The following is a 16836-nucleotide window of genomic DNA, read 5'->3' as shown; positions in this document are numbered from 1 at the left end:
CTGTTATAGGAATTGGAGAAAGGCGCAGGAATTTTAGGCGCGCGGAAGGGAGGGCTAAGCCCAAGCGGGTTGTTGTCCAAAGAGGGGATGGAAAGTGGGGGAAGAATGAATTTGATCGCTAGGCGTTAAGTGCCGAGGCTTCAATCCATTGACTATGGCTGCTGTTAAACAGTCATGCAGAGAGTACTTCGTTTGTCGAGAGATAAGCATAAGAGGGCCAGCTTGCAGCTATCTCGTTTGCCGCTTCGAGCAGCGCGGGAGCCAACTCGTCCATGCGTGTACGGGTCATCCGGATCGAAGGACCAGCGATACTGAGCGTTCCCGTGGCCTCCTCGTCAGTGCCCGCACCGAAAACTGGTGCAGCCACGGCGTTGATGCCGGGGTCCATTTCCTCAAAGGTCATGGCGTATCCTCTTTCCTGAACCTCTTGAAGCTCGTCGAAGATGTCAGCGACATCGGTAACGGTTCGTTCGGTCTGGGGGACTAGCCCGTGTTCTTGAAGTATCCGGTTGATACGTTCCTTGTTGAGTGAAGCTAGCCAAGCTTTGCCTGAGGCAGTTGCGTACGGTATCGCTTCTTGACCCATGACAGGATCAATACGAAGTGAGGAGTTGGACCCCTGGGCCTTAGCGATCCATTGCAGGGAACCTGACGATGAAACCGCGAGACGCACCAATTCTTCTGACTCTGCGGCCAGTTGATCCAAGGTGCGTTGGGCCCATGTTCCTACGCCAGACGAAGATAATTGGCGAAGCCCTAGGGCACCGAGGCGATGGGTGGCGACGTAGGAGGACGTTCTGGAATCTTGCGCAACGTACCCTGCGTTAACCAATGCGCCGAGTAGCCGATGAGCAATGGCCTTATTGATGCCAAGGCCATCCGCCACTTGGGTGACTCTCAGCCCTTCGGGCTCAGGAGCAAGCATTTCAAGTACCTTGATGGCATTTGAGACATCGTCCAGTAAAGCCATGTTTGCTCTCCTCACCTTCGGGGTTTGTAACAGCGTTACTTGGTAACGCTGTTACAAAGATGCCATGGCCCTCTAGCTGTGTCAAGGGTCACCGCCGAACCTAGCGCTATACGTCGATCTGAAGCGTTGGATGATCATCATTGATGATGGCGGTGACCTGCTCGAACGTGCCCTCATTGTCATTGAGGACGCGATCGTGGCGTCCGCACTGCCAAGCGCAGGACAAAGTGCCAAAACGGTTCCAGTACTCTTCCCAATTTGCCAATTTTTTCCGGTCACGGTCGTAGCCGCGTTGAATCAGGCGCGATTTCACGACGTGCGGGGAAGCTCGAACTTGGATGACTCGAATAGTGGCCTCCGGCCAGTTCGCCTGGAGAATGGACTTCTCGAGGTATTCAGGGTCTGGCAGATACGCGACGAACGGGGCGTCGAGGACAACGCTGTTCCCTAAATCCAGATTTGTCGCGGCAACGGCGAAGAGTGCTTGGTACTCCAAAGGCATGACCGATTCGACGTAGGTCGCGTTGGACTCGCGGTCGTCCGGGTCATGCCCTAATGCAGTGAGCGCGAATTCAACGAGGGGCGAAGCTATGGCGTCTTTATCGAGATATGCGGCCCCGGTGATGGAGCTGATGTGCCTGGCCACTGTCGATTTGCCCGACCCGGCGCCACCGATTACGACATAGGCTGTGGGCAGGGCTGGATTCCTGCCGCTCATGACCGGGCGCGGGATATCGCGTTGACGAAGTCAGCTGCCGCGGCAGTCACCTTGGACATGTCTCCGTCGGGACGGCCGGCCTTGGTGATAGCGCTTCCGACGCCGACCGCAGTAACCCCTGCCGCGAACCAGTCTCCTACATTTTCGGTGGTGACACCGCCGGCGGGTACGAGGGGAATGTGTGCCAGTGGCGCCAATACGGACTTGGCGTACGGAATCCCTCCCGCTTCGGTCGGGAAGAGCTTGACCATATCCGCTCCGGCTTCCGCCGTGTCTTGTATTTCGGTCGGAGTGTAGGCTCCGCTGATCGTGGCGACCTGGTATCGGTTGGCAACCCGAATCATCTCTGGATTGAGGTTCGGGCTGACGAGGAATTGGGCTCCTGCCTGGATGCTCGCCCAAGCTGCGTAGCCGTCAAGGACGGTGCCGGCACCGAAGACGACGTCGTGGGATTCAAATCGTTTGGTGAGTCGTTCGATGACTGAAAGTGCACCTGGAATCGACAAGGTGATCTCCAGCGCCCGGATGCCTCCTTCGACCGCTGCGCAGGCAACATCGAAGGCTTCCTCGGCGGTATCCAGGCGAACGATGAGGACGTTGCCGGAGTCGCGAATGGTGTCAAGGGTGTCTAGTTTTTGGAACATGAGACAAGAAAGTACACCATTTTCAAACCCATAGCGAGCCCCTATTGACGGAGCGTTGACATGTGCGGCGAGCTCGTGTCATGATTTCTGCAATCGATCTCTGCAATCGATCTCAGAAATTCAGACAAGGAAGTCGTATTCGTGCCAAGTCCATCCAGTCCCCGTCAGTTGAACGTGGCCTCAGAAGGCCCCGTAACAATTCCGGAAAGGCGCCGTGCGGTAGTCTTGGGTGCTTCGCACTGGCATGTCCCGCTCTATCGTGAAGCGATGCTTGAGCGGCACCAGGTTGTTGCCGTTCAGGATTCCGACCCAGATGCTGTGGCCGACGCTTCGTCATGGGGAGTCCCCATTACCGCCAGCGTGGAAGCAGCGCTGTCGGCCGATCGGATCGATCTTGCCTACGTATTCAGCCCGCACCACGAGATGGCGGCGGTATGCATGGAACTGATCAAGCGCGGTGTTCCATTCGTCGTGGAGAAACCTGCCGGTCTTAATCTTGGCGAACTTGAAGCCATATCTATTGCCGCGCAACGGGCGGGCATCGCCGCTACGGTGCCGTTGGTTCAACGTAATGCACCCATTGACAATTGGCTGCAACAAGTTGGCGAGATCAGCTATGAGCGATTTTCATTCATTGCAGGACCATCAAGCCGCTATCTGCATAATGGAAGCCCTTGGATGCTTGACCCCGCAAAGGCTGGAGGCGGTTGCCTGGTCAACCTCGGGCCCCACTTTGTGGATCTCGCGCTCCAGCACCTTGGCCACGACGTCAGTTCAATCCAAAAGCGATCAAGCGATTTGCACGGTGAACGAGTAGAGGACCATGCGACCGTCGTGCTCAGTTCATCAACTGGCCGTGAAGCCATCATCGAAGTTGGCTACGCCTACCCGTCTTCGCCACTCAAGAGATATTGCAGTTTCACCGCGGCAGGCGCAAATGGCTTTGCGTCGATCGACACCGACGGAAGCGCGCGATTCACTGATCAACAGGGCAGGACGCATGAAGAAAACATTGACGTTGATAGTGATCCCCTATATGCAGATTTTGTGAAGCTGGTCGATGAGACTGCCGCCTCGGGATTCGAGGGGCTGCCGACACTGGAAGATCTCGTTAAGGCCATGCGCATTATTTGGAACGACCAGCGGGAGGACGCGATTTAGCATGGGTGAAATCAACATTGATGATGTTGCCGAAGCCGCTGGAGTCCACCGTTCAACGGTGTCCCGCGCATTTTCGAAGCCGGAAGCCGTGCGCAAGCAGACGCGCGAGCATGTCCTGCGCGTCGCCGCGGAGCTTGGCTATTCGGTAAGCCCTGTGGCCCAGGCGCTGCGGCGACGCTCCAGCACGTTAGTCCCGCTGATCGTGCCAGACATTACCAACCCATTCTTCGCTGAGCTCGCCAGGACCACGGCGGCGGCAGCTGTGGAACGCGGATACCAGATGGCTCTATGCATCACTGGAGACGATAGCGACTTAACCGCTGGATACCTCACAGCCATGCACGCCATGTACTCGCCATTTGGCATTGTTGCTCCCTCCGCACGTGTTGACCTTGAAACATTGAAGGTCCATGCATTCCGGGACCGCGTTGTTGTCATTGACCGTGTTGAAGGTGATCCCACTATTCCCACCGTCACGGTTGATAATCGGGTGGGCGTGCAGCTGGCCTTTGACCATCTGCTGGAACTCGGACACCAGTCAATTGCCTACGCCCCCGGAATTATTGGCACGTACACTGCGCAGGATCGGCGCGAGGCCTACGACAACATTGCCACCGAGCACGGACTACGCCCGATAGTTCTTGAAGCGGATCCGAACCTAGAACTCGGTCCGGGGATCGTTCAGCAATGGATGAACGAGCCCAAGCGTCCCACCGCAATCATCGCGTCGAATGATGCCATCGCCTTCGCACTGATCTCCGAGCTTGGTTCGCTCGGAGTTTCCGTCCCGGGTGATGTTTCCGTGGTTGGCTTCGACGGGCTGGCGCTGGGTGCCCAGTTCAACCCCCGACTGACGAGCGTGCGGCAACCCATCGACGAAATGGGGCGCCTGGCCATCGAGCTCGGCGCTGGCCTGCTCTCCGGCGGGCAGGTGGAGCATCTCGTGCTGGAACCTACGCTGATCATCCGCGCCTCAACCACAGGAGTGAACCGATGAACCCGACACCAGATAGCCCACGCGTTCCGGGCCTGCGCTGGGTCGACCACGTGGCCTTCACTGTCCCCGATATCGAGGCCGCGACGGCCTTCTTCACCGATGTATTGGGAGCTGAGGAGCTCTACCAATCTACGCGTGGACCTGACAAGGAATTCATGCCGCTTCACTTCGGTGTTCCGGATGATGCCCGATTGGAGCTGCGGATGCTCCGGATGCCGCCAAACCTGAACGTCGAATTGTTCCAGTGGTGGAGCAAGGACCGCTCCGCAATTTTCCCCAGGGCCAGCGATGCAGGTGGCCACCACCTCTGCTTTGTCGTCGATGACGTCGACGACGTAGTAACAGCAATTAACCGTCACCCCAGCATTGAAATCCTGGGACACCGCAAGGAAGTTGCCGGAGACAGCCCAAGTGTTGCCGGCAACCGCTGGGTGTACGCGCGCACCGACTGGGGACTGATCCTGGAATTTGTTGATCGATCGCGCGTCGAATCCCCACCCCGCCTCGTCGGACCCGGCGACTGGCATACCCAATCTACTTCGGAGGCAACCGCATGAAAATCGCTGGCCATACCCTCGGCACCCCCAATCACTCCGTCCCAGAGGCCCTGCGCCTTTTTGCCAGAGCCGGTCTTGACGCAGCAGAAGTGATCTATCAGGACGACTACATCAGCGGCCTAGGCATCCGCGATAGCGCAGCGGCCGTAGAAGCCGCTCGAGTCGCTGATGGTGAGGGCATCCCTATTATCGGGTTAACTCCCTACACGACGGCTATTAATGCGACCGACGAGTTGGCGCGCCAACAGGCAGTTGATGAACTGAAATCCGCGATCGACACTGCCCACATCGTTGGCGCCGACCGTATCCGGGTCTACGCTGGCGCATGGCAGCCCGGACAGGCAGGTCACGCTGAGCACTGGTCGCAATTGGTGCGTTCACTCCAAGAACTGGCTGTGCCTGCAGCGCAGGCAGGCGTGGTCCTGTGCGCAGAAAACCATTTTGGCACCATGACCCAAAGCGCACGCGACACCGCAGCCCTGATCCGCGAAGTCGATTCACCAGCAGTGCGCGCGCTGTATGACCAAGCAAATCTCACCTTTGCGCACGACGAGTCCATCGAAGAAGCATTCAAAATACAAAGCGACCTCATCGGCCACGTGCATGTCAAGGACCTCGTCTTCGTGGACCCGTCTGCACCATTCGTTGCATCGGAGACAGCACGAGTGCATGCCGAGGAACGGGCGGTGCGCTCGCGGGTAGTAGGGGACGGGACCGTGGATTGGCCGTTGATCCTTCGCCACTTGAGCGAGATTGGCTATGACGACGTGCTTTCCCTTGAGTATGAGTACCGGTGGCACCCCCAGGATCTTGACGAACCAGAAGTCGGATTCCGCCGCGGTGCCCAGCACCTTCGGAAGCTGATCGCCCAGCAAGAGGCCGTCGCTTCAGGTTCCACGACGGGAGTTCGCTCATGAGCGCCTTGCGTGTAGGAGTTGTCGGGGCCGGACACATCGCCTCTATTGCCCAGCTTCCCACTCTTGTTCAGCGCAGCGACGTTGAACTCGCTGCTCTGGTCTCCCGCCGAGAGGACCCGAGCGAATTGCAACGGCGATGGGGCTTCAAAAGCGTGTATCGCAGTGTCCGAGAGATGCTTGCCGGGGAAGATCTGGATGCGGTGTTCGTGTTGACTCCTCGATCCGAACATGTCGCTGCCGTTGAAGCGGCGCTGGAAGCAGGAGTCGATGTCTTCTGCGAGAAGCCCCTTGCAACCTCGACCGACGACGCGGTGCGCTTGGCACAGAAAGCTGAAACGCTCGGACGCGTCCTGATGGTTGGGCTGAACAGGCGATTTGCTCCGGTCTACGTCGCGGCACGTGAAGCTTTCGGGGAATCCGGTGCGACGTTCTGTGTCGCGCAGAAGAACAGAGCTGGCTCTGAATACAGGGCTACGTTTGAAAACGCCATCCACATGGTGGACCTGCTGCGCTGGTTCTGCGGTGGCGAGGTAGTAGATGTATCGGCTACTGCAGCTGGCACGGACGAGTGGGAAGAAGACGGAACTGCCGCGCTCATCCGTTTCTCCACGGGGAATACAGGAATTCTGATGGCCTCGCGAACCGCGGGTGCCTGGTCGGAGAAGCTTGATGCGCATGGCCAAATGCGTTCGGCTGAAGTCATCGCGCCAGATTCGGTGACGTTGGTAGACGGCGGAGTCCGGACTGTCCGAACCATGAGTCCAGAAGCTTTTGGGTGGGCGACCGCCACCGATACCTTCGGCTTCTCTGCGGCGGTACACCACTTCCTGGACCGTGTTCAAGACCGAGGAGAACCGCTGACTTCAGGATGGGAGGCTGCAAAAACCCAGCAGCTTCTTGACCGGATCCTCGAAGCGGCCGGCCTTCCCACCGAAGAACAGCCCGGGCGTACTTGGGCAAGCCAAGCAAAGAAGTAACCCAGCGGTCAGCGAAAGGAACACGACATGAATAAGCAGGTTGTCCTGGTAACAGGTTCCAGCGGGGGCATTGGCGCCGCCGTTGTCGAATCGCTGCTCGAACGCGGAGACATTGTAGTCGGCGCGGACCGCCAGCCCCGTGAAAATCAGCAACTCGACTCTTTCTACGAGCTCGATATCACCGATGAAGAACAAACCAAACAGGTGATCAGCAGCCTCGTGGAGCACTACGGCAGGCTGGACGCGCTGGTGCACACCGCCGGCGTTCTTGGCGATGTGGCAGACCCACTGACCACGACCACGGAAGAATTCGAACGGGTCATGAGGATCAATACGACCGGATCCTTCACCATTACTCGAGAGGTCGCGAACGTCATGCGAGCCGCGGGGACCAAAGGCACGATTCTCCTCTTCTCGTCGGTGGCGGCGAAGGAAGCCCGTGTCGACTATCTGCCCTACAACGCAAGCAAGATTGCAGTTCTGCACATCATGTGGTCCATGGCTAAAATACTCGGTCCCCACGGCATCTCGGTGAACGCGGTAACCCCGGGCCCAGTCAACACACCACTATGGGCGCAGCTCGCGGACCAGTCAGGTGCTGCTCAGGCAGCTCGCGATGCGAGAGCAGCACAATTGCCTATGCAGAGATTCGCGGAACCAAATGAAGTTGCCAACGCGGTCACGTTCCTCACGGCAAGTGAAAACAGATACCTCACCGGGATTTCCCTTGATGTTGCCGGCGGAGCGCACCTTGGAATGGGTACTTAAAGTGCCTATTCCGGTATTTCACCCGGCAAGCGTGTCTTTTTTGAGCAAGCCGAATTGCTTTTGCACGAGCTGAATCAAATATGGTTCTTAGCCCGAAAAGTCTTGAGATTCTCGAAATTCTCGGAAGTCGGAGTATTGCTCGCCGCCAAACCGAGATAGCCTGTCGAACGTACTCGGCCGAAGGGAAACTGCCATCAGTGACTTGGCCTTTATCGCTGATGTAGGACGACTCATCGAAGGCCGGGAAGTTCAAAGCCGGCGGGGAAGAATCGAGTCTTCAACAATAGGCACATCGCCGCCCACACCAGCTACTGCAAGCTGGTGTGGGCGGCGATGGTCTTGTCCTGAGGTCCGGATGATACCTAGTGCTGGTTGCCGTTGTTGAAGTGGTAGCCGCCCTTGCCCTGGTTGGCTTGGCCGTGGGCGCCTGGCCCCTGGGCGTTGGTGCCCGGTTCAACGTGGTTGGTCTTGGTGTGGATGATGTCGTAGTAGACGCTGGTGTCTGCCGCGTCAGGGAACACGCGATAGGTGAAAACGTTCTTGTTCAGCTCGATGATCGGCACGACGCGCTGGAACAGCACGTCGCCTGAGTCATTCTTGGCGTTGATCCAGCGCTCGGTGCCTTCGGCGTTCACGGTCCAGTCGCCCTTGAGCTTCGGGCTGTCATCCAGGTTGTACATGGTGTAGGTTCCATCGGCCTTGAAGTAGGCCCAGCCAACAAAATTGGAGACTGCAGGGTTATCCAATGCGACCCGGCGGCCGTCCTGGTCAACAGCACCAGTGGTTTTCCACGGGGTGGATGCCAACGTCTGCGAAGGAGTCAGGTTCTGGCAAGCGGAGGCACTGGCAGAAACCGAGCCGTTCTGTGCTGGTGCCGCGTTGGCTGGGGCCACGGAGAATACTGCGCCGGCAGCAAATGCTACGGCAACGGTGGACAGGGTCATGCGGCGGGAAACTGGGGAAATGTTCATGGCTTCAACACTACGGATGGCCAAAACTGAGCACATCAGCCATCTGGCTGCGTTCCTTGGCCTGATGGATTACCGCAAAATCCCTGCCACAGGATCAAGGGATGGACTTGTCGCAGGACTTCTTGCCATTTATTGCAGGCTATTCAGGGTTGTGTCCAGCGCTGTAATTGCCATCGGCTGACTGCCCCTGGCAACTAGGGTTTCCGAAAAGACAATCCTTGTTCCGCTAGCGCAGAACGCAAGATCCTGATTGCCGTGGGGCCAACTCCGTGAATTGAGAGCAGCTCCTTCTCCGTGCAGCCGCTAATCTTCACGAGGCTGTCGATACCAGCCTGCTTGAGCGCTCGCGGAGCTGTCTTCCCCAACTCATTGGGCAAGTCGCCGACAGGGCGCACGTCAGGCGTTGCCATGCGTACTCGCGCTGATCATAAGTACTGTGAACATGGCATCAGAATACAGGGCCGGGTACACCAGTACAGGGGACTGCTCAGGCCTGCCACCCGCTATCTACCGCATTCCTTCCCGGCGAATTGCGGTAGTGATCGCTTCGACCCGAGTCTCGACTCCCAGCTTGGCGTAGATATGGGCCAAGTGGGTCTTGACCGTCGCCTCCGAGATGAACAGGCGCTGGCTGAGCTCCTTGTTGCCCAGTCCCTCGACCAGCAGGCTGAGCAGTTCCGCCTCGCGGGGAGTCAATGCCTCATCGGGATTGCGCAGCCGGCGGAACAGCTTGGACGCCACCGGAGCGCTCATGACGCTCTTTCCACGGGCAGCGCCGCGCACCGCAGTGAAAATCTCCTCCGGCGCCGCATCCTTGAGCAGGTAGCCCATGGCCCCGGCATCCACCGCGCGGACGATATCCGCATCCGAGTCATAGGTGGTGAAGACCAGCACGGCCTGCTCTGAGTTGCGCCGGTGGATTTCCTTGATTGCGTCGATGCCGTCCATGCCTGCGCCCATGGCCAGATCCATGACAATAACCTTTGGGGTGAGCTGTTCCAGGGTTCGCAGTGCGGCCTCGCCGGAATCTGCCTCGGCAATGACCTCGATGTCCTCTTGGGTGTCCAGCAACGCCTTGAGTCCGCTGCGGACCACTAAATGGTCATCGACCAGGAGTACCGAAATTGTTGTCATGAGATGTTCTCCTCGCTGGGGATTTGCGCGGCCACAATGGTGCCGGCACCAGGGGTGCTCTCTACCGAGAATTCGCCACCTAATTGTTCCACGCGTTGTTTCATGGCTCGTAAGCCGTATCCTCCCGACTCAGAAGGTGCACTGGTCTGTTCAGGGTTGAAGCCCCGGCCGTTGTCGTGGATGTCCAGCGTGACAGTGTCCTGGAGGAAACCGATGGTGACGGTGGCCTGCTCTGCCATGGCATGCAGCTTTACGTTGGCCGCGGCGCTTTGCACCACGCGCAGCAGGGCATGGCGAACCTCGGGCGGCACCTCGCGCGCGGTGCCCACCACATGCAGCTGGACGTGGGGGACATAGGCGGCTGCGGCGTCGCGGAGCACTTCGGGCAGCGGACCAGTGTCCACGGCGGGAGAAGCCAGATCATGGACCAACCGCCGCGTCTCCGAGAGATTGTTCCTGATCAAGTCGCCGGCTTGCCGGACCTCGTCCTGTGCGGATTCAGCGGGCCACTTCCGGTGGGCCGCTTCCAGGAGCAGAATGCTGCTGGCCAGGGATTGGGTGACGGTGTCGTGGATTTCCCGGGCCACGCGTTCACGCTCGGCGATAATTCCGGAGCGGCGCTCGCTGGCCGCGAGCTTCAGCTGCGCGCTGGAAATCTCCTCGTTCAGCCTGCGCTGCTCGGTCGCGTCCTGTTCCATCTGGGCGAAGACCACGGTGAGCATCGCGCCAATGGCCAGCGGCCCGAGCAGCATCACGATGTCGGTGCCGCCGCTGAAGATGAACCAGCTCAATGCCGACGCCAGGATGGTCAGCCCGCCGGCCAGGTATCCGGCGATCCCCTGCAGCGACTTGCGGCAGAGGAAGAACAGCCCGAAGGAGCACCAGGCAAAGCTGGGTGCGAGCAGCACCAGGACCGAGGACGTTGCCACCAGCACGATCACCCATGGGCTGCGGGTGTGCTCGCGGTTGGCCAAGAGCGCAGTGACCAGATAGAGGGCGCAAACCACTCCGGCGAGCACCATGATCCATAGGTTCTCGGCCGGGTCGTGCCGCAGGACGTAGCGGATCAGCGCGGTGACCATGAGCACGGCAAAGCCGAGATGCACTACGGCATCAATGCCGCGGCGGGATGCCAGCAGGGACTTCGGGGAAGCGGTAGCTGTAGTGATGGCGGGAGCCTTCGTCGAAGTGATGATGCCTTCCCATGGTAGAACTTGCCAGGGGATTCGGGCTCCGCCTTCCGGATGGTTTTCCTTGCTTATCGGCCGATGCACGCAACAGAGGCTGTGCTGGATGATGGGAAGATGCCAATCTCCGGAGTGCCGGTGATCCCCAGCGAGGAGTGCTCATGAACAAGAACCAGGGCCAGCCAACTGCCACGCAGATCAAGGCTCCGGGTCTGGTCAGACGGGCTGTGGCCATGGGAGCGCTGATGCTTTCGGGCATGGCTGTTCTGGCCGGATGCTCCATGGCAGTCCCCGAAGTGCAACCCACGGCTACGCTGGCCCCGGAATCAGGTCTTGGCGCTGGAGAACAGGAAGAACTGGATCAGCGGCTGATCAGCGCAGCCAAGGACAACGACGTGGAACTGGTGCGGGAACTGATTGCCGCCGGTGGCAACGTCAATGCCAAGGACTCCCTGGAGGATTCGGCCTTCCTCTATGCCGGTGCGGAGGGATTCAACGAGATCCTGGAGCTCACCCTGGAGAACGGCGCGGACGTGAAGAACCTGAACCGCTATGGCGGGACGGCGCTGATCCCGGCCAGCGAGCACGGCCATATTCAGACCGTGAAGATCCTCATCGATGCCGGAGTCCCTTTGGACCACGTTAATGATCCAGGCTGGACCGCCCTGCAGGAAGCGGTCCTGCTCAATGACGGAGGTCCGAACCAGCAAGAAGTCGCCAGGCTGCTGCTGGAGGCCGGGGCGGATCCGCAGATCACCGACCCGCAGGGGCGCACCGCGCTGGAGAATGCGCGGCGCCTCGGCTTCGAAGAGCTTGCAGAGGTAATTGAATCCCACGGATAGTCCCGTCAGGCGGGTGCGTTACCAACCATTCATTCCGCGTTTTCTAACGAGTACGGCAGTCTCGTAATTCCATGTCACTTTCTGGTGTTTGAGTAATGGTGTTCTCGAAATCGAGGGCACTCGCAACGCTATGAAAGGTTCGCCCCATGCGTCCCCCTGCACTCCTCACCCTGAGCCTGCTCGGCCTCGCAGGCCTGGCCATCACCGGTTGCCAAGCTTCTGCTACTGCGGCCGATGCCCCGATCAAGATCGCGACGCTTCCCGTATCGGACGACCCAACGGCGGTCAATCCCAACGAAGCCCTGGTAGAACTCCTTGAAGCCGAGACTGGACGCGAAGTCGAGGTCACCGACGTCCCGGACTATCTGAGTGTCGTTGAAGCCATTCGAGCAGACCACGTAGACATGGGAATCATGAGCGGCTTCCCTTCTGCCCTGGCCGTGAACACCGGTGAAGTCGATGCGCTCCTGGCATGGAAAGGCAGCGATGAGCCAGTCTCCACCTGCGTCGTGCTCGAGGACTCTCCAGTGCAGAAGCTGGAAGACTTCCGCGGCAAGACCATTGCCTTCGCGGACCAAGCCTCCAGCTCCGGCTACTTCATGCCGGTGTACATGCTGCACCAGGCAGGGCTGGAACAGGGGAAAGATTATGAGGCTATTTTCGCCGGTGGCCATGAAGGCAGCTTTGCCGCCTTGGAGCAAGGACAGGTTGATGCGGCTTGCACCGCTAACGTCCTGACAGAAATGGGCAAGCCGATGTTCCCCTTTGCCGAGGGAGAGTGGCGCGGCATCGGTCAGAGCCCGTCCATGCCAATCATGGGTAGTGTGCTGACCCGCCAGTCATTGGATGAGCCAACTCGTACTGCACTGCAGGAAGCCATCCCGAAGGTCTTCTCTGAGGCCAACAAGGAAAAGCTCGCAGGCTATTCATCCTTCATCGGCCTGGAGATCGAAAATTCCCCAGAACCAAGCGGCTACGCCGGATTTGCCGAGATCGCCGATGTCGCCGGGGTTGAACTCAAGGACCTGAAATGAGACCCAACGCTACAACGGTTCCCAGCAGTGAGCCGGGGCTGCTTTTGAATACTGCACAACTGCGCAGCGCGTTGCCCTTGGTGAGCGTGCGCGGACTGCAAGTTAGCTACGACCCGAAGAAACCGGTCAAGGTTTTGGACGGAGTTGATTTGGACCTGTTTCGTGGCGAGGTGGTTTCCCTGCTTGGCGCATCCGGGTCAGGAAAATCAACGCTCATGAAAAGCCTGACAGGATTCGCTCCGGTCAGTGCCGGAACGGTGCGGGTGGCCGGACATGATGTGCTAAATCTTCGCCGAGGCGAGTTGCGCCAGTTGCGATCCGAGGTCGGCCAGGTCTTCCAGCAGTTCAACCTGATCCCGCGGTTGAGCGTGCTGTCCAATGTTCTGACTGGAGCCCTGCATGAGGCGGGAGCGATCAATCTGGTGGGCGGTTTCTCCAGCGCCCATCGCAGATACGCCATGGAATTGCTGGATCGTGTAGGCATTGCCCATAAAGCCAGGGACCAGGCACGTTCCTTGAGCGGTGGCCAGCAGCAACGCGTTGCCATCGCCAGGGCACTAATGCAGCGACCACGCCTGATCCTGGCCGATGAACCGGTCGCCTCGCTGGATCCGAAGCTGGCAGATTCCGTATTGCAATTGCTGCGCGACATCGCCGTGCAAGATGGCATCCCCGTGCTGGTCAGCTTGCACGTTGTCCCGATGGCGCTGGCTCACAGCGATCGCATTGTCGGTTTGCGCCAGGGCAAGATGCTGGTCTCCGGAGCCAGCAACCAACTGACCGCCGAGTCCTTGTCGGGGATCTATGAACAAGGTGATCACGATGGGAACTGAAACTGAATCCCGTTCCGTGGCTGGCTCGGAGCTTTCGGCCAACGACAGAATACGGTTGGAACGAGCGTTCTCCATCCCTCGCGGCAGGTTCCTGCTGGGCATCCCGGTGGCACTTCTGATCCTGTTGTGGTCTGCCGGAGGCGTCGGATTTGATTTCCTGAAGCTTGGCCAAGGTTCGTTGAACTTGGTTGACTTCCTGGGCCGATTGATACCACCTGATTTTTCAAAAATCTCAACGATCTTGGAATTGTTGCTGGAAACCCTGCAGATGGCCATCGTCGGTACCGTGCTGGGCGTCGTTTTCTCGTTGCTGATGGCCTTCTGCTCGGCTTCCAATATCGCGCCATCGTGGTTGTACTACCCGTCGCGCTGGGTCATGAATGTGATCCGTGCGGTCCCTGACTTGGTCTTCGCCCTGATGTTCGTCTCGGCCGTGGGACTAGGACCGTTTGCCGGCATCCTGGCCATGACCCTGGGCTCGGTGGGATCCATCGGAAAGATCTTCGCCGAGGCAATGGAGGCCGTGGACAAAGGGCCAGTGGTTGCCATGCAAGCCGTCGACGCGTCCAAACGGCAAGTGGTCCAGTATGGCATCTTGCCTCAAGCAGCCGCACCTCTGGTGTCCTACACGCTGCTGCTTTTCGAGGGCAACGTCCGTGGTGCAACCATCCTTGGACTGGTCGGCGCCGGTGGCATTGGCCTGGAGCTGACCACCGCCATGCGCATGTACGACTACGGCCACCTGTCCGCCATCATCATCTGCATCATCGTGCTAGTCACGATCATCGACCAGGGCAGCGCCCTGATACGAAGGAGAATCACATGAGCACCCCAATCCTTGATCTTGAACTGAGCGCGCCAGTCAATCTTAGAGACCTCGGCGGCATCAAGATTGCAGGCGGAACGCTTCGCAAGAATCTGGTGATTCGCACCGATGACATCGCTTATGCGACACAGGAGATCGCCGACAACTTGGTTGAGGGGGGATTGTCTGCCGTAATTGACCTGCGCTCGCCGGCCGAAGTGGCCCTGACCGGGCGTGGACCGCTGGCCCAGTTCCCGGTGGCCTACCATAATCTTCCCCTGATCAATGATGTTTCGCGCTCAAACCCGCAGGAAGGCGAGGGGTTCACGCACGCTGGCATGGGGCAGATGTATCTGGACATCGTTGAAAACTCAGCGGCCCATCTCGTCACCGCATTGAATATCATCGCGTACTCGCCGGGAGCCACGGCCTTCCACTGCGCCGCCGGGCGAGACAGGACCGGCGTTGTCGCCGCAATGCTCCTCTTGGCACTGGGGGCCTGCGATGAAGACATCGTAGCGGACTACGCGCTGACCGGAGCGAATATGGATGCGATCATGGAGCGCAACCGTCCCATCATGGGGGCCATGTGGAAAGCCCTGGGAGTGGAGGTGCCGCAACCCGATACCTCGGCTCTGCTGAGGGGCGGCATGGAAGAATCCATGGAGATGCTGCTCGGGGAGCTGCGCGAACGCCATGGTGATCCATTGCTTCCCCTGCGCAAGGCAGGACTCAGCGAGGCCACTGTGCAACGACTGCACCAACGCGCTGTGGAGGCCTGAGGCTCATGGCCGCAGTGCAGACGGAGGCCCGGCGGCGCCCAGGACGCCCACGCGATGAAGAGCTGGAGCAGCTGGTCCTTGACGCGGCGCTGGATCTGATTGATTCGGAACAGGAAATCACGGTGTCCAAGCTCGTGGAGCTCAGCGGTGTGAGCCGTGCGGCCATCTATCGGCGATGGCCTTCAATGACCCTGTTGATCGCTTCGGCACTGAATATCGGCCGCGTAGTTCAGCCGGCTATTAACGTTGACGGTGACCTGCGGCAAAACATCTTCGATTCCTTGTATGGCCGCAGTCTGGAGCAGGCCGCCCAGATGTATTCGGAATCCCGCTTCAGGCATCGCATCCGCCTGGTGATGGCGGACCGGGAACTGCAGCGCACGTACTGGGAGTCCCACGTGAAGCGGCGCAGGATTCCAGTGGAAGATGCCCTGCGCGAGGCCGTGTCCCGGGGCATGCTGCGCAGAGACCTTGACGTGGAGGCATGCTTCGATACCTTGGCGGGAGTCGCCTATTATCAGCTGGTGGTTCGCGGCGAGGCGATCCGGCTGCCGGAAACCCGTGCAAGGCTTGAAGCTGCCTTCGAAACCGTATGGCGGGGGATGATCCTTGCGTCGTAGCGACGGTTGTCTCACCGGGTGCTGTTGATGGGTGCCTTCTGCCAGATATCGAGAAAGGCACTCTTCTGAATCCATACGGAAGATTCAGAAGAGTGCCTTGACTCCTATTCGGGCTTACAGGGGAGTGACGTAAGCGCCCGCGATGCCGCCATCGACCAGGAACTGGCTGGCGGTAATGAAGGACGAGTCATCTGACGCCAGGAAGGCAACAGCCGCGGCCAGTTCATCCGGTTCAGCAAAACGCCCCAGCGGAACATGCACCAATCGGCGTGCCGCACGCTCAGGGTCCTTGGCGAAAAGCTCCTTGAGCAGCGGGGTATTGACCGGGCCGGGGCACAACGCGTTGACCCTGATCCCTTGGCGGGCAAATTCCACGCCGAGTTCGCGGCTCATCGACAGGACCCCGCCCTTGGAAGCCGAGTAGCTGATTTGGCTCGTGGCGGCACCCATCACGGCAACGAATGATGCCGTATTGATGATTGAGCCCTTTCCTTGTTCCTGCATGTAGGGCAGTACATGCTTGCAGCAGTAATAGACGCTGGTCAGGTTGACTTCCTGGACTTTACGCCAGGCATCGATTCCGGTTTCAAGAATTGATGCGTCATCGGCCGGCGATATGCCGGCGTTGTTGAAGGCGATGTCCACGGAACCGTAGGTGGACTTGGCAGCAGCGAACAGGTTCTTGACATCCTCTTCATTGGTGACGTCGGTCCGGACAAACAGCCCGCCGACTTCTTCTGCGGCTTTCTGTCCGATTTCGTCCGCGCAAATATCTCCGATGACTACCTTGGCTCCTTCGTGGGACAGCCGCTTGGCCGTGGCCAGGCCGATGCCGGAGGCTCCACCGGTGATGGTTGCTACCCGGCCTGCCAGCCGGTTGGTGACGAGGCCGTTGTAGGGGGCGTTTTCAGTCATTTCA

19 protein-coding genes are annotated in these 16836 nt (G+C 59.2%); 12 read left to right on the top strand and 7 right to left on the bottom strand.

The genetic code is table 11. The annotated features are described in order from the left end of the window. Positions 1-172 precede the first annotated feature (172 nt). The 3 genes from AOZ07_RS16075 to AOZ07_RS16065 form a co-directional block, all read right to left on the bottom strand. Positions 173-970, bottom strand: coding sequence for an IclR family transcriptional regulator (locus AOZ07_RS16075; protein ID WP_060702905.1), 798 nt, complete (start codon positions 968-970; stop codon positions 173-175). A gap of 106 nt (positions 971-1076) precedes the next feature. Next, a complete protein-coding gene (locus tag AOZ07_RS16070) occupies positions 1077-1688 on the bottom strand; it encodes a P-loop nucleotide/nucleoside kinase family protein (RefSeq protein ID WP_075972523.1) in 612 nt (203 codons plus the stop codon). Next, entirely contained in the window at positions 1685-2332 is a 648-nt protein-coding gene (locus AOZ07_RS16065; RefSeq protein ID WP_060702904.1) for a bifunctional 4-hydroxy-2-oxoglutarate aldolase/2-dehydro-3-deoxy-phosphogluconate aldolase, read from the bottom strand. Before AOZ07_RS16065 ends, AOZ07_RS16070 begins: the two co-directional genes overlap by 4 nt. 267 nt (positions 2333-2599) lie before the next feature. Here AOZ07_RS16065 and AOZ07_RS16060 point away from each other — a divergent pair, with 267 nt between their 5' ends. Genes AOZ07_RS16060 through AOZ07_RS16035 form a run of 6 tightly spaced genes read left to right on the top strand, consistent with a single transcriptional unit; the run spans position 2600 to position 7709 of the window. Beyond that, positions 2600-3493, top strand: coding sequence for a Gfo/Idh/MocA family protein (locus AOZ07_RS16060; protein WP_236995214.1), 894 nt, complete (start codon positions 2600-2602; stop codon positions 3491-3493). A gap of 1 nt (position 3494) precedes the next feature. Continuing rightward, positions 3495-4490 carry a LacI family DNA-binding transcriptional regulator gene (locus AOZ07_RS16055; protein ID WP_060702903.1) on the top strand — a complete coding sequence of 332 codons (996 nt, stop codon included), beginning with the start codon at positions 3495-3497 and terminating at the stop codon, positions 4488-4490. Then, entirely contained in the window at positions 4487-5047 is a 561-nt protein-coding gene (locus AOZ07_RS16050) for a VOC family protein (protein WP_060702902.1), read from the top strand. Before AOZ07_RS16055 ends, AOZ07_RS16050 begins: the two co-directional genes overlap by 4 nt. Beyond that, positions 5044-5964 carry a sugar phosphate isomerase/epimerase family protein gene (locus AOZ07_RS16045; protein ID WP_060702901.1) on the top strand — a complete coding sequence of 307 codons (921 nt, stop codon included), beginning with the start codon at positions 5044-5046 and terminating at the stop codon, positions 5962-5964. The genes AOZ07_RS16050 and AOZ07_RS16045 overlap by 4 nt, the downstream gene beginning before the upstream one ends. Next, on the top strand, positions 5961-6941 hold the full coding sequence (locus AOZ07_RS16040) for a Gfo/Idh/MocA family protein (RefSeq protein WP_060702900.1): 981 nt from the start codon (positions 5961-5963) through the stop codon (positions 6939-6941). The genes AOZ07_RS16045 and AOZ07_RS16040 overlap by 4 nt, the downstream gene beginning before the upstream one ends. Positions 6942-6968: 27 nt before the next feature. Continuing rightward, a complete protein-coding gene (locus AOZ07_RS16035; RefSeq protein WP_060702899.1) occupies positions 6969-7709 on the top strand; it encodes an SDR family NAD(P)-dependent oxidoreductase in 741 nt (246 codons plus the stop codon). 362 nt (positions 7710-8071) lie between these two features. Here AOZ07_RS16035 and AOZ07_RS16030 read toward each other — a convergent pair whose 3' ends face one another. From AOZ07_RS16030 to AOZ07_RS16015, 3 genes are all read right to left on the bottom strand, one after another. Further along, the gene (locus AOZ07_RS16030) at positions 8072-8680 is read right to left on the bottom strand and encodes a DUF4822 domain-containing protein (protein ID WP_207758459.1); all 609 of its coding nucleotides are present in this window, start codon (positions 8678-8680) and stop codon (positions 8072-8074) included. A 507-nt stretch (positions 8681-9187) separates the two neighbouring features. Next, positions 9188-9814: a response regulator gene (locus AOZ07_RS16020; RefSeq protein ID WP_060702896.1), complete on the bottom strand. Its 627-nt coding sequence runs from the start codon at positions 9812-9814 to the stop codon at positions 9188-9190. Continuing rightward, positions 9811-10983 (bottom strand): sensor histidine kinase, encoded by a 1173-nt coding sequence (locus AOZ07_RS16015; protein WP_060703520.1) that lies wholly within the window; start codon positions 10981-10983, stop codon positions 9811-9813. Before AOZ07_RS16015 ends, AOZ07_RS16020 begins: the two co-directional genes overlap by 4 nt. A gap of 179 nt (positions 10984-11162) precedes the next feature. Here AOZ07_RS16015 and AOZ07_RS16010 point away from each other — a divergent pair, with 179 nt between their 5' ends. From AOZ07_RS16010 to AOZ07_RS15985, 6 genes are all read left to right on the top strand, one after another. Beyond that, positions 11163-11843 (top strand): ankyrin repeat domain-containing protein, encoded by a 681-nt coding sequence (locus AOZ07_RS16010; protein ID WP_060702895.1) that lies wholly within the window; start codon positions 11163-11165, stop codon positions 11841-11843. Positions 11844-11989: 146 nt separating this feature from the next. Then, the gene (gene phnD, locus AOZ07_RS16005) at positions 11990-12877 is read left to right on the top strand and encodes a phosphate/phosphite/phosphonate ABC transporter substrate-binding protein (protein ID WP_060702894.1); all 888 of its coding nucleotides are present in this window, start codon (positions 11990-11992) and stop codon (positions 12875-12877) included. After that, entirely contained in the window at positions 12874-13710 is an 837-nt protein-coding gene (locus tag AOZ07_RS16000; RefSeq protein WP_084793309.1) for a phosphonate ABC transporter ATP-binding protein, read from the top strand. Before phnD ends, AOZ07_RS16000 begins: the two co-directional genes overlap by 4 nt. Further along, positions 13700-14536 (top strand): phosphonate ABC transporter, permease protein PhnE, encoded by an 837-nt coding sequence (gene phnE / locus AOZ07_RS15995; RefSeq protein WP_060702893.1) that lies wholly within the window; start codon positions 13700-13702, stop codon positions 14534-14536. Before AOZ07_RS16000 ends, phnE begins: the two co-directional genes overlap by 11 nt. Then, entirely contained in the window at positions 14533-15297 is a 765-nt protein-coding gene (locus AOZ07_RS15990; RefSeq protein WP_060702892.1) for a tyrosine-protein phosphatase, read from the top strand. Before phnE ends, AOZ07_RS15990 begins: the two co-directional genes overlap by 4 nt. A 5-nt stretch (positions 15298-15302) precedes the next feature. Further along, positions 15303-15917, top strand: a complete 615-nt coding sequence (locus AOZ07_RS15985; RefSeq protein WP_060702891.1) for a TetR/AcrR family transcriptional regulator — start codon at positions 15303-15305, stop codon at positions 15915-15917. 114 nt (positions 15918-16031) lie between these two features. Here the strand turns inward: AOZ07_RS15985 and AOZ07_RS15980 are convergent, their stop codons facing one another. After that, the gene (locus AOZ07_RS15980; RefSeq protein WP_060702890.1) at positions 16032-16832 is read right to left on the bottom strand and encodes a 3-oxoacyl-ACP reductase; all 801 of its coding nucleotides are present in this window, start codon (positions 16830-16832) and stop codon (positions 16032-16034) included. Positions 16833-16836: the final 4 nt, after the last annotated feature.

The organism is Glutamicibacter halophytocola (genome assembly GCF_001302565.1).
Classification (GTDB): Bacteria; Actinomycetota; Actinomycetes; order Actinomycetales; family Micrococcaceae; genus Glutamicibacter; species Glutamicibacter halophytocola.
This window is presented reverse-complemented; position numbering and strand designations above follow the sequence as displayed.

What these genes read in the sequence shown, in the direction of transcription:
- AOZ07_RS15985 (WP_060702891.1), top strand. Translation starts at nt 15,303, where the DNA reads ATGGCCGCAGTGCAGACGGAGGCCCGGCGGCGCCCAGGACGCCCACGC.
- AOZ07_RS16050 (WP_060702902.1), top strand. Translation starts at nt 4,487, where the DNA reads ATGAACCCGACACCAGATAGCCCACGCGTTCCGGGCCTGCGCTGGGTC.
- AOZ07_RS15990 (WP_060702892.1), top strand. Translation starts at nt 14,533, where the DNA reads ATGAGCACCCCAATCCTTGATCTTGAACTGAGCGCGCCAGTCAATCTT.
- phnD (WP_060702894.1), top strand. Translation starts at nt 11,990, where the DNA reads ATGCGTCCCCCTGCACTCCTCACCCTGAGCCTGCTCGGCCTCGCAGGC.
- phnE (WP_060702893.1), top strand. Translation starts at nt 13,700, where the DNA reads ATGGGAACTGAAACTGAATCCCGTTCCGTGGCTGGCTCGGAGCTTTCG.
- AOZ07_RS16000 (WP_084793309.1), top strand. Translation starts at nt 12,874, where the DNA reads ATGAGACCCAACGCTACAACGGTTCCCAGCAGTGAGCCGGGGCTGCTT.
- AOZ07_RS16040 (WP_060702900.1), top strand. Translation starts at nt 5,961, where the DNA reads ATGAGCGCCTTGCGTGTAGGAGTTGTCGGGGCCGGACACATCGCCTCT.
- AOZ07_RS16030 (WP_207758459.1), bottom strand. Translation starts at nt 8,680, where the DNA reads ATGAACATTTCCCCAGTTTCCCGCCGCATGACCCTGTCCACCGTTGCC.
- AOZ07_RS16055 (WP_060702903.1), top strand. Translation starts at nt 3,495, where the DNA reads ATGGGTGAAATCAACATTGATGATGTTGCCGAAGCCGCTGGAGTCCAC.
- AOZ07_RS16060 (WP_236995214.1), top strand. Translation starts at nt 2,600, where the DNA reads ATGCTTGAGCGGCACCAGGTTGTTGCCGTTCAGGATTCCGACCCAGAT.
- AOZ07_RS16035 (WP_060702899.1), top strand. Translation starts at nt 6,969, where the DNA reads ATGAATAAGCAGGTTGTCCTGGTAACAGGTTCCAGCGGGGGCATTGGC.
- AOZ07_RS16020 (WP_060702896.1), bottom strand. Translation starts at nt 9,814, where the DNA reads ATGACAACAATTTCGGTACTCCTGGTCGATGACCATTTAGTGGTCCGC.
- AOZ07_RS16075 (WP_060702905.1), bottom strand. Translation starts at nt 970, where the DNA reads ATGGCTTTACTGGACGATGTCTCAAATGCCATCAAGGTACTTGAAATG.
- AOZ07_RS15980 (WP_060702890.1), bottom strand. Translation starts at nt 16,832, where the DNA reads ATGACTGAAAACGCCCCCTACAACGGCCTCGTCACCAACCGGCTGGCA.
- AOZ07_RS16045 (WP_060702901.1), top strand. Translation starts at nt 5,044, where the DNA reads ATGAAAATCGCTGGCCATACCCTCGGCACCCCCAATCACTCCGTCCCA.
- AOZ07_RS16070 (WP_075972523.1), bottom strand. Translation starts at nt 1,688, where the DNA reads ATGAGCGGCAGGAATCCAGCCCTGCCCACAGCCTATGTCGTAATCGGT.
- AOZ07_RS16010 (WP_060702895.1), top strand. Translation starts at nt 11,163, where the DNA reads ATGAACAAGAACCAGGGCCAGCCAACTGCCACGCAGATCAAGGCTCCG.
- AOZ07_RS16065 (WP_060702904.1), bottom strand. Translation starts at nt 2,332, where the DNA reads ATGTTCCAAAAACTAGACACCCTTGACACCATTCGCGACTCCGGCAAC.